Origin of the sequence: Sphingopyxis sp. H115 (assembly GCF_001468465.1) — a bacterium.
GTDB lineage: Bacteria > Pseudomonadota > Alphaproteobacteria > Sphingomonadales > Sphingomonadaceae > Sphingopyxis.
In genome coordinates this window covers 34,241-48,953 of the sequence record NZ_LNSA01000031.1, presented here as the reverse complement: position 1 = coordinate 48,953, position 14,713 = coordinate 34,241, and the positions used below count along the sequence as shown (strand labels likewise).

At 65.0% G+C, this 14,713-nt stretch carries 16 protein-coding genes; 10 read left to right on the top strand and 6 right to left on the bottom strand.

Annotation, left to right across the window (positions count from 1 at the left end):
- Positions 1–387: hypothetical protein (locus ATE71_RS17985; RefSeq protein ID WP_058804716.1), on the top strand; the 387-nt coding region annotated here is incomplete at its 5' end.
- Between the two features lie 437 nt (positions 388–824).
- Here the strand turns inward: ATE71_RS17985 and ATE71_RS17980 are convergent.
- Complete coding sequence (locus tag ATE71_RS17980; protein WP_152998832.1) at positions 825–1,259, bottom strand: hypothetical protein; 435 nt, start codon at positions 1,257–1,259, stop codon at positions 825–827.
- A 107-nt stretch (positions 1,260–1,366) separates the two neighbouring features.
- Here ATE71_RS17980 and gyrB point away from each other — a divergent pair, with 107 nt between their 5' ends.
- Both gyrB and ATE71_RS17970 read left to right on the top strand, forming a co-directional pair.
- A complete protein-coding gene (gyrB, locus tag ATE71_RS17975; RefSeq protein WP_058804714.1) occupies positions 1,367–3,943 on the top strand; it encodes a DNA topoisomerase (ATP-hydrolyzing) subunit B in 2,577 nt (858 codons plus the stop codon).
- Between the two features lie 100 nt (positions 3,944–4,043).
- Positions 4,044–4,448 carry a septal ring lytic transglycosylase RlpA family protein gene (locus tag ATE71_RS17970; RefSeq protein ID WP_058804713.1) on the top strand — a complete coding sequence of 135 codons (405 nt, stop codon included), beginning with the start codon at positions 4,044–4,046 and terminating at the stop codon, positions 4,446–4,448.
- Here ATE71_RS17970 and ATE71_RS17965 read toward each other — a convergent pair.
- Positions 4,445–4,993: a putative immunity protein gene (locus ATE71_RS17965; RefSeq protein WP_058804712.1), complete on the bottom strand. Its 549-nt coding sequence runs from the start codon at positions 4,991–4,993 to the stop codon at positions 4,445–4,447. The two genes, ATE71_RS17970 and ATE71_RS17965, sit on opposite strands and share 4 nt — an antisense overlap.
- 3 nt (positions 4,994–4,996) lie before the next feature.
- On the bottom strand, positions 4,997–5,890 hold the full coding sequence (locus tag ATE71_RS17960) for a glutaminase (RefSeq protein ID WP_235588065.1): 894 nt from the start codon (positions 5,888–5,890) through the stop codon (positions 4,997–4,999).
- A 136-nt stretch (positions 5,891–6,026) separates the two neighbouring features.
- On the opposite strand from ATE71_RS17960, the gene ATE71_RS17955 reads away from it, so the two are divergent.
- From ATE71_RS17955 to ATE71_RS17945, 3 genes are read left to right on the top strand one after another with little or no spacing between them, the layout of a single operon-like run.
- On the top strand, positions 6,027–6,500 hold the full coding sequence (locus ATE71_RS17955; protein WP_058804710.1) for a VOC family protein: 474 nt from the start codon (positions 6,027–6,029) through the stop codon (positions 6,498–6,500).
- Positions 6,497–6,841 carry an ArsR/SmtB family transcription factor gene (locus ATE71_RS17950; RefSeq protein WP_058804709.1) on the top strand — a complete coding sequence of 115 codons (345 nt, stop codon included), beginning with the start codon at positions 6,497–6,499 and terminating at the stop codon, positions 6,839–6,841. The genes ATE71_RS17955 and ATE71_RS17950 overlap by 4 nt, the downstream gene beginning before the upstream one ends.
- Entirely contained in the window at positions 6,838–7,305 is a 468-nt protein-coding gene (locus ATE71_RS17945; RefSeq protein ID WP_058804708.1) for an SRPBCC domain-containing protein, read from the top strand. The genes ATE71_RS17950 and ATE71_RS17945 overlap by 4 nt, the downstream gene beginning before the upstream one ends.
- Before the next feature lie 271 nt (positions 7,306–7,576).
- Here the strand turns inward: ATE71_RS17945 and ATE71_RS17940 are convergent, their stop codons facing one another.
- Positions 7,577–8,305 carry a Bax inhibitor-1/YccA family protein gene (locus tag ATE71_RS17940; protein WP_058804707.1) on the bottom strand — a complete coding sequence of 243 codons (729 nt, stop codon included), beginning with the start codon at positions 8,303–8,305 and terminating at the stop codon, positions 7,577–7,579.
- Between the two features lie 199 nt (positions 8,306–8,504).
- Here ATE71_RS17940 and thpR point away from each other — a divergent pair, with 199 nt between their 5' ends.
- The gene (gene thpR, locus ATE71_RS21865) at positions 8,505–9,119 is read left to right on the top strand and encodes an RNA 2',3'-cyclic phosphodiesterase (RefSeq protein WP_082665292.1); all 615 of its coding nucleotides are present in this window, start codon (positions 8,505–8,507) and stop codon (positions 9,117–9,119) included.
- Here thpR and ATE71_RS17930 read toward each other — a convergent pair.
- A complete protein-coding gene (locus tag ATE71_RS17930; RefSeq protein WP_058804705.1) occupies positions 9,029–9,517 on the bottom strand; it encodes a low molecular weight protein-tyrosine-phosphatase in 489 nt (162 codons plus the stop codon). The two genes, thpR and ATE71_RS17930, sit on opposite strands and share 91 nt — an antisense overlap.
- A gap of 107 nt (positions 9,518–9,624) precedes the next feature.
- Here ATE71_RS17930 and ATE71_RS17925 point away from each other — a divergent pair, with 107 nt between their 5' ends.
- Positions 9,625–11,220 carry an MFS transporter gene (locus ATE71_RS17925; RefSeq protein WP_058804704.1) on the top strand — a complete coding sequence of 532 codons (1,596 nt, stop codon included), beginning with the start codon at positions 9,625–9,627 and terminating at the stop codon, positions 11,218–11,220.
- A gap of 52 nt (positions 11,221–11,272) precedes the next feature.
- Here the strand turns inward: ATE71_RS17925 and ATE71_RS17920 are convergent, their stop codons facing one another.
- Entirely contained in the window at positions 11,273–11,848 is a 576-nt protein-coding gene (locus ATE71_RS17920; protein WP_058804724.1) for a superoxide dismutase family protein, read from the bottom strand.
- Between the two features lie 182 nt (positions 11,849–12,030).
- On the opposite strand from ATE71_RS17920, the gene ATE71_RS17915 reads away from it, so the two are divergent.
- Together ATE71_RS17915 and ATE71_RS17910 are read left to right on the top strand one after the other, a co-directional pair.
- Positions 12,031–12,783: an alpha/beta fold hydrolase gene (locus ATE71_RS17915; protein WP_058804703.1), complete on the top strand. Its 753-nt coding sequence runs from the start codon at positions 12,031–12,033 to the stop codon at positions 12,781–12,783.
- A 75-nt stretch (positions 12,784–12,858) separates the two neighbouring features.
- A complete protein-coding gene (locus ATE71_RS17910; protein WP_058804702.1) occupies positions 12,859–14,694 on the top strand; it encodes a M2 family metallopeptidase in 1,836 nt (611 codons plus the stop codon).
- Positions 14,695–14,713: the final 19 nt, after the last annotated feature.

Below are 14,713 nucleotides of genomic sequence, written 5' to 3'. Positions count from 1 at the left end.
ACACCAGCCCCCGCGCCGCTCCCGACCCCGACCGCAGGCTGGGAAGATCGCGCGGTCGACGCCGGCGCCTGGCGCTACGACGCGAACAGCCGGACGGCGGCCTTCGTCGCGACGGGCAGCGCCAGCCCGCTACTCAGCATGATTTGCAGCGGCGGCGCTATTCGCATGACCTCGGCGCTTGCGGGCAATGTCAGTCTCCGGACGAGCGCTGGAACAGACCAGATTCGCTTCGACGGCGGCAGCGCGAGCCTGCCGACCCGCGACCCGCGGCTCGACCGCATCGCCTTCAGCCGCGGCCGCTTCGCGCTCGAGGCGCCGGGCGGTGGCGCGCTGACGCTGCCTGTGCAGTCGGAGATCGGGCGCGTGATCGAGGATTGCCGGGGATGATTGCAGGGGCGGCTTTGTTGTGGGAAGTCGTCACCGTCAGCCGCCCCTCGTCACCCCGGACTTGATCCGGGGCCCATGACTTCGACGCCGCGCTGGATCCCGGGTCAAGTCCGGGATGACGAGGGGTGGCATATCCTCCCTGTGGCGCAGCCATGGGGAGGACTTTACGTCCGCAATCGGTCGTTACTCGCCGTCCTTCGATATCCTCGGCAAAGAAGGGTCCCGAAACGGTCCGAAAATCCGCTTTCCTACATTATCCCGCCGTGCCAGCCTGACCGCTGGCTCTTTGAACCGTTGGCCTTCCCGTCCGCGAGCATGTCCGATATCGCCCTTAAAGCGACAAAGGAGACAGTTTCGGCGCGCTGATGCCTGTCCTTTGTCGCCTTAAAGCCACAAAAGACACAATTTGAACGCGCGCATGCGGGGCTTTTGTGGCTTTAACCGCCCAGCTGGACCGTGCCGCCCTTGATCCAGCCCCAGCGGCAGGGGCCCTGATACTCGCGGACATTCTGCACCGACTTGCCAACGCCGCACATGTCGGGATCGGTTCCCGGCGCGGCAAAGACGATACCAAACCAGGCATCATTGTCCGCCGCCTCGCATAGCGACACGCGCGCGCCGCCGGCCAGCTTCGCCTTCACCGCGCGCGTTTCACCGGGCGCCCAATAGACGTCGGTGCCACCGCCCTTGACCCGGCTGATGCTCGAGCAGGCGGGCAGGCTCGGTCCCTCGGTCCCGATCATCACCGCGCGCGTTGCAAGCGGCTCGCCCGCGACAGCGGGGGCGTTGTCGGCAGGCGGTGCGGGCTGGCTGCACGCGGCGAGCGAGAGGATCAGAATGGCGGCGAGGGGGGATGCGAGACCTTGGTTCATGCCGCCGAAACTAGCCGCCGCGACGCGCCCGCGCAACGCCCGTCGCCCAAGGGCCGAGATCCGCATTTTCGCTTGGGTTTTGCGGCCTTCGACCCTATATAATCGATATGACAGACACCCCCGAGAACAGCGCGCCCGAAAGCGCCGCCAAACAGCCCAACGCCAATGCCTATGGCGCCGATTCGATCAAGGTGTTGAAGGGCCTCGACGCCGTGCGCAAACGGCCGGGCATGTATATCGGCGACACCGACGACGGATCGGGCCTGCACCACATGGTGTTCGAGGTGTCGGACAATGCGATCGACGAAGCGCTCGCGGGGCATTGCGACCTCGTCCTGATCACGCTCAACAGCGATGGCTCGGTCAGCGTCGAGGACAATGGCCGCGGCATTCCGACGGGCATCCACGCCGAAGAAGGCATTTCGGCTGCCGAGGTCATCATGACCCAGCTCCACGCCGGGGGTAAGTTCGAAAATACCAGCGACGATAACGCCTATAAGGTGTCGGGCGGCCTGCACGGCGTCGGCGTCAGCGTCGTCAACGCCCTCAGCGAATGGCTCGAACTGACGATCTGGCGCGACGGCGAAGAACATTGGATGCGCTTCGAGCATGGCGATTCGGTCGCGCCGCTGAAGGTCAACGGCCCCGCACCGGCGGGCAAGAAGGGCACGCGCGTGACCTTCATGGCCTCGACCGAGACGTTCAAGAATGTCACCGAATTCGATTTCGAAAAGCTCGAGCACCGCTACCGCGAACTCGCGTTCCTCAATTCGGGTGTGCGCATCAAGCTGGTCGACGCACGCCACGCCGAGCATGAAACGCACGACCTCTTCTATGAAGGCGGGATCGCGGCGTTCGTCAAATATCTCGACCGCAACAAAAATGCGCTGTTGCCCGATCCGATCGCGATCAGCAGCGAACGCGATGGCATCGGCATCGACGTCGCCTTGGAGTGGAACGACAGCTATTATGAAAATGTCCTCTGCTTCACGAACAACATCCCGCAGCGCGACGGCGGCACGCACCTCGCGGCGTTCCGCGCCGCGCTGACGCGCACGTTGAACGGCTATGGCGAAAAGTCGGGGATGCTGAAGAAGGAGAAGGTCAGCCTGACCGGCGAGGATATGCGCGAGGGCCTGACCGCGATCGTCTCGGTCAAGCTGCCCGATCCGAAGTTCAGTTCGCAAACCAAGGACAAGCTGGTTTCCTCGGAGGTCCGCCAGCCGCTCGAGAGCCTGATGGCCGACCGGATGAGCGAATGGCTCGAGGAAAATCCCGCGCATGCGAAGGCGGTGATCCAGAAGGTGATCGACGCCGCCGCGGCGCGCGAGGCCGCGAAAAAGGCGCGCGAGCTGACCCGGCGCAAGGGCGCGATGGATATCGCCTCGCTCCCCGGCAAGCTTGCGGACTGCCAGGAACGCGACCCCGCCAAATGCGAACTCTTCCTCGTCGAGGGTGACTCGGCAGGCGGATCGGCCAAACAGGGCCGCGACCGCCATGTGCAGGCGATCCTGCCGCTGAAGGGCAAGATTTTGAATGTCGAGCGCGCACGTTTCGACCGCATCATCTCGTCGAAGGAAGTCGGCACGCTGATCCAGGCGCTCGGCACCGGCATCCGCGACGAGTTCAACCTCGATAAACTACGCTATCACAAGATTGTGATCATGACCGACGCCGACGTCGACGGCGCGCATATCCGCACACTGCTGCTCACCTTCTTCTATCGCCAGATGCCCGAAATCATCGAGGGGGGGCACCTCTACATCGCCCAGCCGCCGCTCTACAAAGTCGCGAAGGGGCGGAGCGAGGTCTATCTGAAGGACGATAGCGCGCTCGAAAATTACCTCGTCGATGGCGGCATCGACGCGCTGATGCTCGAAACCACCGGCGGGGCGCGGTCGGGCGCCGATTTGCGCGGCTTGATCGAGCATGGGCGCCGCCTGCGCGCGCTGATGCGCTATGTCCCGCGTGGCCATAATTATGACCTGGTCGAGGCGCTGGCGCTGAACGGCGCGCTCGATCCGGCGCTCGACAGCGCCGGTCGCACCGCCGCGGCCGCGCGCGCGGCCGAATGGCTCAATGCCGCCGAACGCGCGCTGACCGGCGGCGCCGAGGCGAAATGGACGATCACTGCCGCGGGCGGCGGCTACACGCTCGAAAAGCGCTGGCGCGGGGTCAGCGACCATCATGCGATCGACGCCGCCTTCCTCGCCAGTCAGGAGGCGCGCCGGTTGCACACGCTTGCCGCCGAACAGGCCGAAACCTATGCACACCCCGCGCGGCTGGTGAAGGGCAGCAGCGCCGCGGCGCTCGCCGCCGATGCCGCCGCGCTTGCTGCGGCCGAGGCTGCCGAGGACGATGTCGAAGCGAGCGACAGCGACCTGCCCGCCGCGAGCGTCGGCAAGATCACGCCGATCACCCGCCCGTCCGAGCTGCTCGAAGCCATTTTTGCGCACAGCCGCAAGGGGCTCGCGATCAGCCGCTATAAGGGGCTGGGCGAGATGAATGCCGAGCAGCTTTGGGAAACGACGCTCGATCCCGCCAACCGTTCGCTGCTGCGCGTCGAAGCCGAACAGGCCGACGTCGCGCATGAAATCTTCGAACGGCTGATGGGCGACGAGGTCGAACCGCGGCGCGATTTCATTCAGACGAATGCGCTGTCGGTGGCGAATCTCGACGTCTAAAAGCGCATCCGACCGCAATTTCGGTTCCGTCTAACGCGCGGCGGCTTGCCTCGGCAGGCCGCCGCTGCTTTTGGCCCTCCACCGAAAAGGGGAGGATGTCATGCGGGTCTTTTCAACCCTGTTGATACCGATGATGCTGACGGTTTCGGCCGCGGCGCAGGACTTGGACGTCATCGACGAAGCGGCGATCGAGGTCCCCGACTTCACCGAAATCGACGGCGGAATGGCGAGCTATTATGGTAACGAACTTGCCGGCAACCGCACAGCGAACGGCGAACGTTTCGATCCCGGCCAGCTCACCGCCGCGCACCGCACCCTGCCCTTCGGCAGCATGGTGCGCGTCACCAACATGTCGAACGGCGACAGCGTAATCGTCCGCATCAACGACCGCGGCCCCTTCTCGCGCGGCCGCGTGATCGACGTCAGCCAGGCCGCCGCCCGCGAAATCGGCATGCACCGCAGCGGCACCGCGCGGGTGAAGCTGGCGTTGCTCAGCGACGACTAGGATCTATCGCTTTCCGGCGCATTGCCGCGAAGCTTCCGGTCGAGTATCCGCAACAATTCACCCGCCCGTCCTCCGCCCTGTGGCGGGGCGGGATAGCGGCACAATATCCCGATAAGCTGCGGCGTCCCCCGGGACGCGGCGCGCTCGATAAGACCGCGCCCCACGGTCGGATCGTTACCCATGGCCAGTTCCCCCGCCCGGGCGGCGTGCGCGGCGGCACCGAGAATATGGCGAACCTGCGCCGGACGCGCCAGGGGATGCAGGAAGGCTGCAGCCGGAGCGCACATGGCAGCCCGCGCTGCCTCGCTAGCCGCAGGATCGTGGGTTTCCTGCGCGGCTTTGTGCGCCGCCCAAGCGGTAGCGCGGAGCGCCTTCACGCGCTCACCTCCGCGCGCGAATGTCCACGCCGCTGCGATGGCCTCGCTCGGACGACCGTCTGACGCGTGGCCTCGTTCGAAGATGGCCAGCACCTGCTCCGCGTTACCGACCGCATAGGCCACAACCTCGCGAAGATCGGCCAGATCCAGATCGACTTCGGCAGCCATGGGCTAATCGAACACCGACCAGCCGGCGGCATAAGCGAAATGTTCGAGCGCCACGGCGCCGGCCAGCGAGGTTCCTGCCTCGTTGAGCGCGGGCGACCAGACCGCGATCGAGCCCTGCCCCGGCGCGATGCAGAGGATGCCGCCGCCGACCCCGCTCTTGCCGGGAAGGCCGACGCGGAAGGCGAATTCGCCCGAATTGTCATAATGGCCGCAGAGCATCATGATCGCGTTGATCCGCCGCGCGCGGTGCGGTTCGACGAGTTGCTCGCCGGTGAGCGGATCGCGGCCTTCCATCGCCAGGAACAGCCCGGCGCGTGCAAGCTGGCGGCACGACATCGCGATCGCGCACTGGCGGAAATAGACGCCGACGACCGACTCGACCGGATGCGTCAGATTGCCGAAGGCGTCCATGAAATGCGCAAGGCTGCGATTGCGCGCGCCGGTTTCGGATTCGGAAAAAGCGACGTCGAAATCAATTTCGACGCTGTCGTCGCCTGCACGGGCGCGCATGAAGTCGACGATCTCGTCAATCGTCGCATCGCCGCTGCGCCCGTCGATTAGCCGGTCGGTCGTCGCGATCGCGCCTGCGTTGATCAACGGATTGCGCGGGATGCCCTGTTCGCTTTCGAGCTGGACGATCGAGTTGAACGCCGACCCTGAAGGTTCGCGACCGACGCTGTCCCATAGCGAGCTGCCGACGCGGCGAAGGGCGAGCGCCAATGTGAAGACCTTCGACACCGACTGGATCGAGAAGGGCTCGTCGGCATCGCCCGACGCATGGACGGTGCCGTCGGGCAGCGCGAGTGCGAAGCCGAGCTTGTTAGGGTCTAAGTTGGCGAGCGCCGGAATATAGTCGGCGACGCGCCCTTGGCCGAGTTGCGCGGAGGCGAGCTTCATCGCTTCTTCGATATGGCTTCCGAGGTTGTCGGTCATCGGCTTCGCCTAGCATAATCGCCGCGCAATGCATGTATTTTCATTTTACTAGAAATATTCTATATATTCGAAATTATATCGCCGAATCGGGAGACGAGACATGGCCGATCATCCGCGTTCCAAGGGGCTTTCGAGTGCTGTCTGCTACAAGGACGCAAAAGCGGCGTTCCGCTGGTTGGAGGAGGCCTTCGGGTTCGAACCAACCTTCGTGCTGCTCGATGCCGATGGCAATCTGGCGCACAGCGAGATGGAATATGGAAATTCGTCGATCATGATCGGCAATGAATGGTCCGACGATCATCGAAGCCCCGCAAACCTTGGCGGCAAGAATACGCAGACGGTCCATGTCCAGCTGGGCCAAGGCGAGGACATCGACGCGCATTGCGAGAAGGCGCGCGCAGCGGGGGCGGACATCATCGCCGAACCCGAAACGCAATTCTATGGCGACCGCACCTACCGCGCGAAGGATTCCGAAGGGCATATCTGGACCTTTGGCGTGACGGTTGCGGAAAAGACGTCGGACGAATGGGACGCCGAAGGCGGCTTCACGACCAAGACGCGGCTCGACGATTGAGCGCCGCGGTCGACCGCACGCTCGCCGCGCTCGCCGACCCCGTTCGCCGCCGCGCGGTCGAGCTGCTTGGGCAGCAGCCGCGCAGCGCGGGCGAGCTGGCGGGCGCCCTCGGGCTCGCACCGCCGGCGATGAGCCGCCACCTGCGCGCGCTGAAGGACGGCGGGCTGGTCGAGGATGGGCATCCTCATTTCGACGCGCGCGTGCGCATCTACAGCCTGAAGGACGGCGCAACCGACGGGCTGAAACAATGGCTCGCCGAGACCGAGGCGCTGTGGACGCACCAGCTCGCAGCGTTCAAGCGCCATGTTGAGAACGGCCTCGAGGGTGGGGACCAAGGATGAGCGCGGCGGTGATCGTCGCGTTGCGCGTTGCCGCGACGCCCGAAGCCGCGTTCACCGCCTTCACGCGCGACATCGGCAAGTGGTGGAAAAGCCACCCGCTGTTCCAGCTTACCCGCAAGGGCGACGGCGCGCTGCGCTTCGACCCCTCGGGGCCCGGCGGGCGACTTGTCACGCGCTTCGACAACGGGAAAGAGTGGGAAATTGGCAAGGTACGGCATTGGCTGCCCGGCGAGCGGCTGGCGTTCGGATGGCGGCTACCGAACTTCAAGGCCGAGCAGACGACCGAGGTCGATGTCCGCTTCGAGGCGGTCGGTGCCGAAACGCGCGTGACGGTCGAGCATTGCGGCTGGGATGCCATCCCGCAGCAACATGTCGCGCGGCATGGCTTCGAGCTGATGCTGTTCCAGCGGCGGCTCGGGGAGCATTGGCGGGCGTTGCTCAAGGGGATGCAAGCCGGAATATGAAGAAAGGCAGGTTTGCGGTGGTGAGCTGCTATCTCGTGAACCCCGGCGAAAGCCGGGGCCCAGCGCGGAAACGCAAGGTTGGTGTCGGAATTCTGGGGGCCGGCTTTCGCCGAGGTTCACATCTCTGTTGGCCGCTCCCGGTCGGAATCGGCCGTGGGCGCGGCTGCCCTATGCGTGCGGGCGCGCAAATTTCGGAACGGCGCTAACGTCAAAAGAAAACCCGGCGAATCGCTCCGCCGGGTTTCCCCATTTTCGTTCCTCGTTGGTCCGCTTATTCGCGGCTGCCCAAGAGGTTGAGCAGGAAGGTGAACATGTTGACGAAGTCGAGATAGAGCGTCAGCGCGCCCATGATCACCGACTTGCCGACAAAGTCAGTCCCGCGGACATAGAAATACATGCTCTTGATCTTCTGCGTGTCATAGGCGGTAAGCCCCGCGAAGAGCAGCACGCCGATCACGCTGATCGCAAGGCCGAGCGCGGTCGACTGCACGAACATGTTGATCAGCATCGCGACGAGGATGCCGACGACGCCCATGATCAGGAAGGTGCCGAAACCCGACAGATCCTTCTTGGTCGTGTAGCCATAGAGGCTGAGGCCGAGGAAAGCCGCGGCGGTCGCGAAGAAGGTCGTCGCGATCGAGGTCGCGGTAAAGGCGAGGAAGATCGTCGACATCGACAGACCCATCACCGCGGCATACACCCAGAACAGCGCCTGTGCGGCAGCGGTCGACAGCTTGTTGATGCCGAAGCTCAGCACGAGCACAAAGGCCAGCGGCGCGAGCATCACCACCCACATCAGCGGGCTGCCGATCATCGAGGCGGTGAAGCCCGAGTTGAAAGCCAGCATCGCGACGATGCCGGTCAGTAGCACGCCCGAGCCCATATAATTGTAAACCGACAGCATGTACGACCGCAGACCGGCATCGACGGCCTGGTCCATTGCGTTCGCGCCGGCCCCGAAACCGGAAGCCGCCATATTGGGGTCGTTCCAATTCGCCATTTTTCATCTCCATCACCGGCCAGCCCATACCGGCCGTATCGGCAATATCGGGGGTTTGCCCCCGTGTTTCAAGCGAAACCGGACGCCAGCAACAATCCGGCAACATATTAGGGTCTGACCCTGGCGTCAGCGCGTCCGGAGCCTGACCCCCGCGCCCCGGGGTCGCGCTTCCGCGCATCGCGCCTTATGCTGCCTTGCCATGGCCTCCCACCGCCTGTTCGTCGCGCTGCGTCCGCCGCGCCTGGTTCGCGCCCTGTTGACCGCCGCGATGCACGGTATTGCGCGCGCACGCTGGCAGGACGACGACCAATTGCACCTGACGTTGCGCTTCATCGGCGAGGTCGATCGGCACCGCGCCGAGGATATCGCCGCCGCGCTCGGCGCCCTTTACGCTCCCTGTGTCACGGCCCGGATCGCCGGGGTCGACGTGTTCGACCATCAGGGACGGCCGCATATGGTGTGGGCGAGGGTCGAACCGCACGAGCCGCTCGCGGCGCTGCACCGCAAGGTTGACCAGCTGCTCGCGCGGGTCGGTGTCGGGCCGGAAACGCACAGCTTCACGCCGCATGTCACACTGGCACGGCTGAACCGGGGGGCGGGGCCGGTTGCGCCGTTCCTCGCGCTGAACAGCGACCTGGCCAGCCCGGCCTTCTGCTTCGACCGGGTGATATTGTACGAAAGCGAGCTGGGACATGGCGGATCGCGCTATCATCCCGTGGTGCGTTATCCGTTGGGCGAAAATTCAGCGACGAGCGCCGCGGCGACCGCCGAGACGTCGGCCCATGTCGCGGCGAAGCCGTCTTCCCTGCCATAATAGGGGTCGATGACGCCCTCGCCGCCGCGGTCGGGGATGAGGTCGAGCATCAGCCGGACTTCGGCGGTCGCATCGGTCGGACGGATCGCCAGCGCATCGCGCAGGTTGTTTTCGTCGGCCGCGAGGATCAGGTCGAAGCGATAGAAGTCGGCGGCCGACAATTGCCGCGCGCGCAGCGCCGATATGTCTGTGCCGCGGCGGTGCGCCTCGGCCTGCGCGCGGTGATCGGGCGGGTGGCCGACGTGCCAGTCGCCCGTGCCGGCCGAATCGAACGTCGCTTCGATCCCTGCTGCGGCGAACGCCGTCCGCGCGGCGCCCTCGGCAAGGGGCGAACGGCAGATGTTGCCGAGGCAGAGGAAGAGGATCGCGGGTTTGGCGGTTTCCCGGTCTTCGCGCATTCGACTAGCCTCCGTCTAAAGTTGAACCGACTTTCAACTTGCGCCAGCGCATGGCTCTGCTAGCCATGAGCGAACAAGAGATAGAGGGTCAGGGAGAGGGTTGCCAGATGGCCGATACCGCCAGCGAGAATATCATGCCCGGTGCACCGGCAGCCGAACCGAAAGCCACGGGGTACAGCTGGTATGTCCTGTCGGTGCTCGTCGTCGTCTATATCCTGAATTTTATCGACCGGCAGATCATCAGCATCCTCGCGGTCGACATCAAGGCCGATCTCAAGCTCTCCGACGGCGACATGGGTTTTTTGGGCGGCGCCGCCTTTGCGGTCTTTTACGCTCTGTTCGGCATTCCGCTTGGTCGGCTCGCCGACAATTGGAACCGCGTCAAGCTGCTGTCGATCGGGCTGACCTTATGGTCGGCGATGACAGCGTTTTCGGGCCTTGCTTATAACCAACTCACCCTGACGCTCGCGCGCATGGGGGTCGGCGTCGGCGAGGCCACCGCGAGCCCGACCGCTTATTCGCTGATTTCCGACTATTTCCCAAAGCGGCAAAAGGCGACCGCGCTCGCCATCTATTCGTCGGGGCTCTACCTTGGCGGCGGCGTGTCGCTGTTCATCGGTGCGCTGATCGTCGAGGCATGGAACAAGGCCTATCCGGCGGGCGGGCCGCTGGGGCTCGTCGGTTGGCAGGCGGCATTCCTCGCCGTCGGCATTCCCGGCCTGCTGCTGGCTTTGTGGGTCGCGAGCCTGCGCGAACCCGTGCGCGGTGCGATGGACGGCGCCCCGACGCACGGATCGCCGACGCCGTTCCGGGAATTCGGCAGGGATCTGTCGATGATCGTGCCGCCGCTGACGCTGTGGGGCGCGTGGAAGCGCGGGCCAGCGGCGCTCGCTATCAATATCGGCGTCGCGGCGGCGCTCGCCGGCTTTGCCTGGTGGATGATCGAGCTAACCGACAAATTGCCACAATGGTCGGCGGTCGCGCTCGGCTATTATGCCGTATTCTCGTGGGCGAGCACGCTGCGCGCGGACGATCCGGCGACCTTTCGGCTGATCTGGGGCACTCCCGCCTTCATCTGCACGACGTTGGGGTACGGCCTCGTCGCGCTCGCCGCTTACGCGCTCGCCTTCTGGTCGGCGCCCTATGCCGAGGTCGTGCTGGGGCTGCCCAAGCAGGAGCTGGCCTTCATTCTCGGGGCCAATGGCGCGGCGAGCGGTTTCATCGGCGTGATCATCGGCGGCCGCATCGCCGACGCGCTGCGCGCCAAAAATCCGGCGGGCCGCATCCTGATGATCATTTTTGGGGTCGTCGCGCCGGTCGTGCCGATCTGGATCGGCTATACGACCCCCGATCCAACGCTTTTCTACACCATGAACTTCCTCGCCGGGCTGTTCGGCGCGGCAGCGCTCGGCGCGGCGGCGGCAACGACGCAGGACCTGGTGCTGCCGCGCATGCGCGGCACCGCGACGGCGGCCTTCTTCCTCGGCACGACGCTCGTCGGCCTGTCGTTCGGCCCCTATATGGTCGGGCAGATTTCGGATCTGGCCGGCACGGTCGTCGACGGCAAGCCGGTCGGCGACCTGCGCACCGGTATATTGTCGCTGATCGGTGTCGCGCCGATCGCGCTCGGCCTGCTGATCTATGCCTATCGCGCGGTGCCCGCGGCCGAAGCGACGATCGCCGAGCGCGCCGCCAGCGCGTGACGAGAGGATCGACGGGACGCGCGCCGGATGGCAACGCCCCGCCTTGCCGGGTTCAGTTGGCGGGCGGGGTGACGATCACACCGCAGGCGATCCGATCGCCGCTGTTGCCGCTGGGATCGGTCCGGTAATCGTCGGGACCGGCATGGATGACGAAGGCGGCGCCGTCGGCATCGATCATCCCGCCCTCGCCGAGCAGGCGCGTACCAACTAGTTGGAAGGAGGCGCGGCCGATCGTGTCGGGTTCGACGACGAGGTTGGGCAGGTCGCCATGATGCGCGCCCATTGGATTGTCGCGGCCATGCTGCGCGCCCGTCGGGTTCCAGTGCGGGCCGGCGCTGGTGAATTTGGGGGCGTCGCAGCGGCCGACGGCATGGACGTGCATGCCATAGGTGCCGGTACCGAAACCGCGCGCGACGACCTCGAGCCGCAGCCCGCTACCGTCCTTGAAAATATCGACGCGGCCGCGATCGGCGCCGCGCGCGTCGGTCAATTCGGCATAGGCGTCGGGGACGGGAAGATTGGTGGCGGGATCCTTGCCGCCCATGCCCGCGCAGCCGGCGAGCGCGAACGCGCCGATCAGGACGAGCGCCCCGGTCTTGGTCTGTTTGCGGCGCGAACCCATCGTCATCATCTTGCTCCCTGTCGATCGAGACGGGAATCAAAACGTCCTTCCGGCGCGTTTCGATCCCTTCGGCGCAACGATGGCGCGTTTCGGCGCAAGTTCCAAGGGGATAAGTCGGCTTTTGGCGCCCGCAAGGTCGCCGCTTGCCCGGTTGCGCAAGTCCGCGCCAAGCGCGTAAGGGCAAGGGTATGACCATCGAACCGGAATTTTTCGAAGCGCGCGACGGCGTGCGGTTGGCGTGGCGCGCGACGGGCGAGGGCGCCCCGATCATCCTGCTCCACGGGCTGTTTTCGAATGCCGAGGTCAACTGGATCAAATTCGGCACCGCGGCGCGCGTTGCCGCCGAAGGCTATTGCGTGATCATGCCCGACCTGCGCGTTCACGGAGCGAGCGACGCGCCGCACGAGGAGGAATTTTATCCGCCCGACGTGCTGGTGCACGACCTTGAGGACCTGGTCGCGCACCTCGGCTTAGGCGGTTTCGACCTCGGCGGCTTTTCGCTCGGCGCACGGACGAGCGCGCGCGCGGTCGTCGCGGGGATGAGGCCGCGCCGGCTGATCCTCGGCGGCATGGGGCTTGCGGGGCTTGCGGGCTGGCAGCGGCGCGGGCGCTTTTTCAAGCGCGTGATCGCCGAATATGAAAGTGCGAAGCGCGGCGACGACACCTGGCTGTCGATCCAGTTCATGAAGACGATGAAGGTCGACCGTATCGCCGCGGGGCATTTGCTCGACAGTTTCACCGACACCACCCCCGAAATGCTCGCGGCGCTGACGATGCCGACGCTCGTCGTTTGCGGCGAGCAGGACCAGGATAATGGCTCGGCCGAAGAGCTGGTCGCGGCGTTGCCCGACGCGCGGCTGGCGACGATCCCGGGCACGCATATGTCGAGCGTGACCGAGGCCGAACTGGGCGAAGCGATCTCGGCTTTCCTGACGGCTTGACCCGGCGCGCGGCGGGCGCCAAGCTGCTGGCATCGCGCCACAGAGCGCTGTCAGAACATCCAGAGGACGCACCCCATGAAAGCCATGATTTCGACGCTGTCGCTTGCCCTGTCGCTCGCGATAGCAGCCCCCGCGCTTGCGCAGGCGGCCCCCGCCAAGCCTGCCGCAGCGCCGACAGCTGCCGATGCCGACGCCTTTATCGCTGCCGCCGAAAAAGATTTGTTCGACTATACGGTCGAGGCGAGCCAGGTGAATTGGGTCAACGCGACCTACATCACCGAAGACACCGATGCGATGGCGGCCCGGATCAATGCTGTGGGGACCGAAAAATCGGTCAAATATGCGCTGGAAGCCGCCAAATATAAGGATGTGCCGGGGCTGAGCGCCGATACCAAGCGCAAGCTTGACATCCTGCGCACCGGCCTGGTCCTTCCCGCGCCGACCAAGCCCGGCGCGGCGACCGAACTCAACCAGATCGCGACCGATCTCCAGTCGCAATATGGCAAGGGCCGCGGCACGCTGAACGGCAAGGAAATTTCGGGTTCGGACATTGAGGCCGAGATGGGCAATCTCGAGAACACGCCCGCCCAGTTCGCCGAAATGTGGACGAGCTGGCACGACAATGTCGGCGCGCCGATGAAGGACGATTATGCTCGCATGGTGGGTATCGCCAACGAAGGGGCGAAGGAGTTGGGCTTTGCCGACACCGGCGCGATGTGGCGGTCGGGCTACGACATGTCGCCCGAGGAATTCGCCAAGACGACCGAGCGTTTGTGGCAGGAAGTGAAGCCGCTCTATCTCGCGCTCCACACCTATGTCCGCTGGAAGCTGAACGAGAAATATGGCGATGCGGTGCAGCCCAAGACGGGCCCGATCCGTGCCGACCTGCTCGGCAATATGTGGGCGCAGGAATGGGGCAATATCTATCCGCTTGTCGCCCCGGCGGGCGCCGGCGATCTAGGCTATGACGTCGGCGACCTCTTGACCGCGCAGGGCAAGAGGCCGATCGACATGGTAAAGGCGGGCGAGAATTTCTATTCGTCGCTGGGCATGGCGCCGCTGCCCGAAACCTTCTGGAAGCGCAGCCAGTTCGTGAAGCCCGCCGACCGCGAGGTCATCTGCCACGCGTCGGCTTGGGATATCGACAACAAGGACGATATCCGCATCAAGATGTGCATCAAGGTGAACTCGGATGATTTCACGACGATCCATCACGAGCTGGGCCATAATTATTACCAGCGTGCCTATAATAAGCAGCCGTTCCTCTATCTGAACGGGGCGAACGACGGCTTCCACGAGGCGATCGGCGATTTCGTCGCGCTGTCGATCACGCCGCAATATCTGGTCGACATCGGCCTGCTCGACAAGGCGAAGGTGCCGAGCGCTGACAAGGATATCGGACTGCTCTTGCGGCAGGCGATGGACAAGGTCGCGTTCCTGCCGTTCGGCCTGCTCGTCGATCGCTGGCGCTGGGGCGTGTTCGACGGCACGATCAAGCCCGCCGATTACAACACGGCGTGGACGCAGCTACGCACCCAATATCAGGGCATCGTTCCGCCGGGCGAGCGGTCGGCGAACGCGTTCGATGCGGGGGCGAAATATCATATCCCGGGGAACACGCCCTATACGCGCTATTTCCTCGCGCGCATCCTGCAGTTCCAATTCTACGAAGCCGCGTGCAAGCAGGCGGGATGGACGGACCCGCTCCACCGCTGCTCCTTCTATGGCAACAAGGAGGTCGGCGCGAAGCTCAATGCGATGCTCGAAATGGGGGCGTCGAAGCCATGGCCCGACGCGCTCGAAGCCTTCACCGGCAATCGCGATATGTCGGGCAAGGCGATGGCCGACTATTTCGCGCCGCTGAAAGCGTGGCTCGACGAACAGAATAAGGGCAAGCCGTCGGGCTGGTAAAAGCGGCAGGGCGACAATA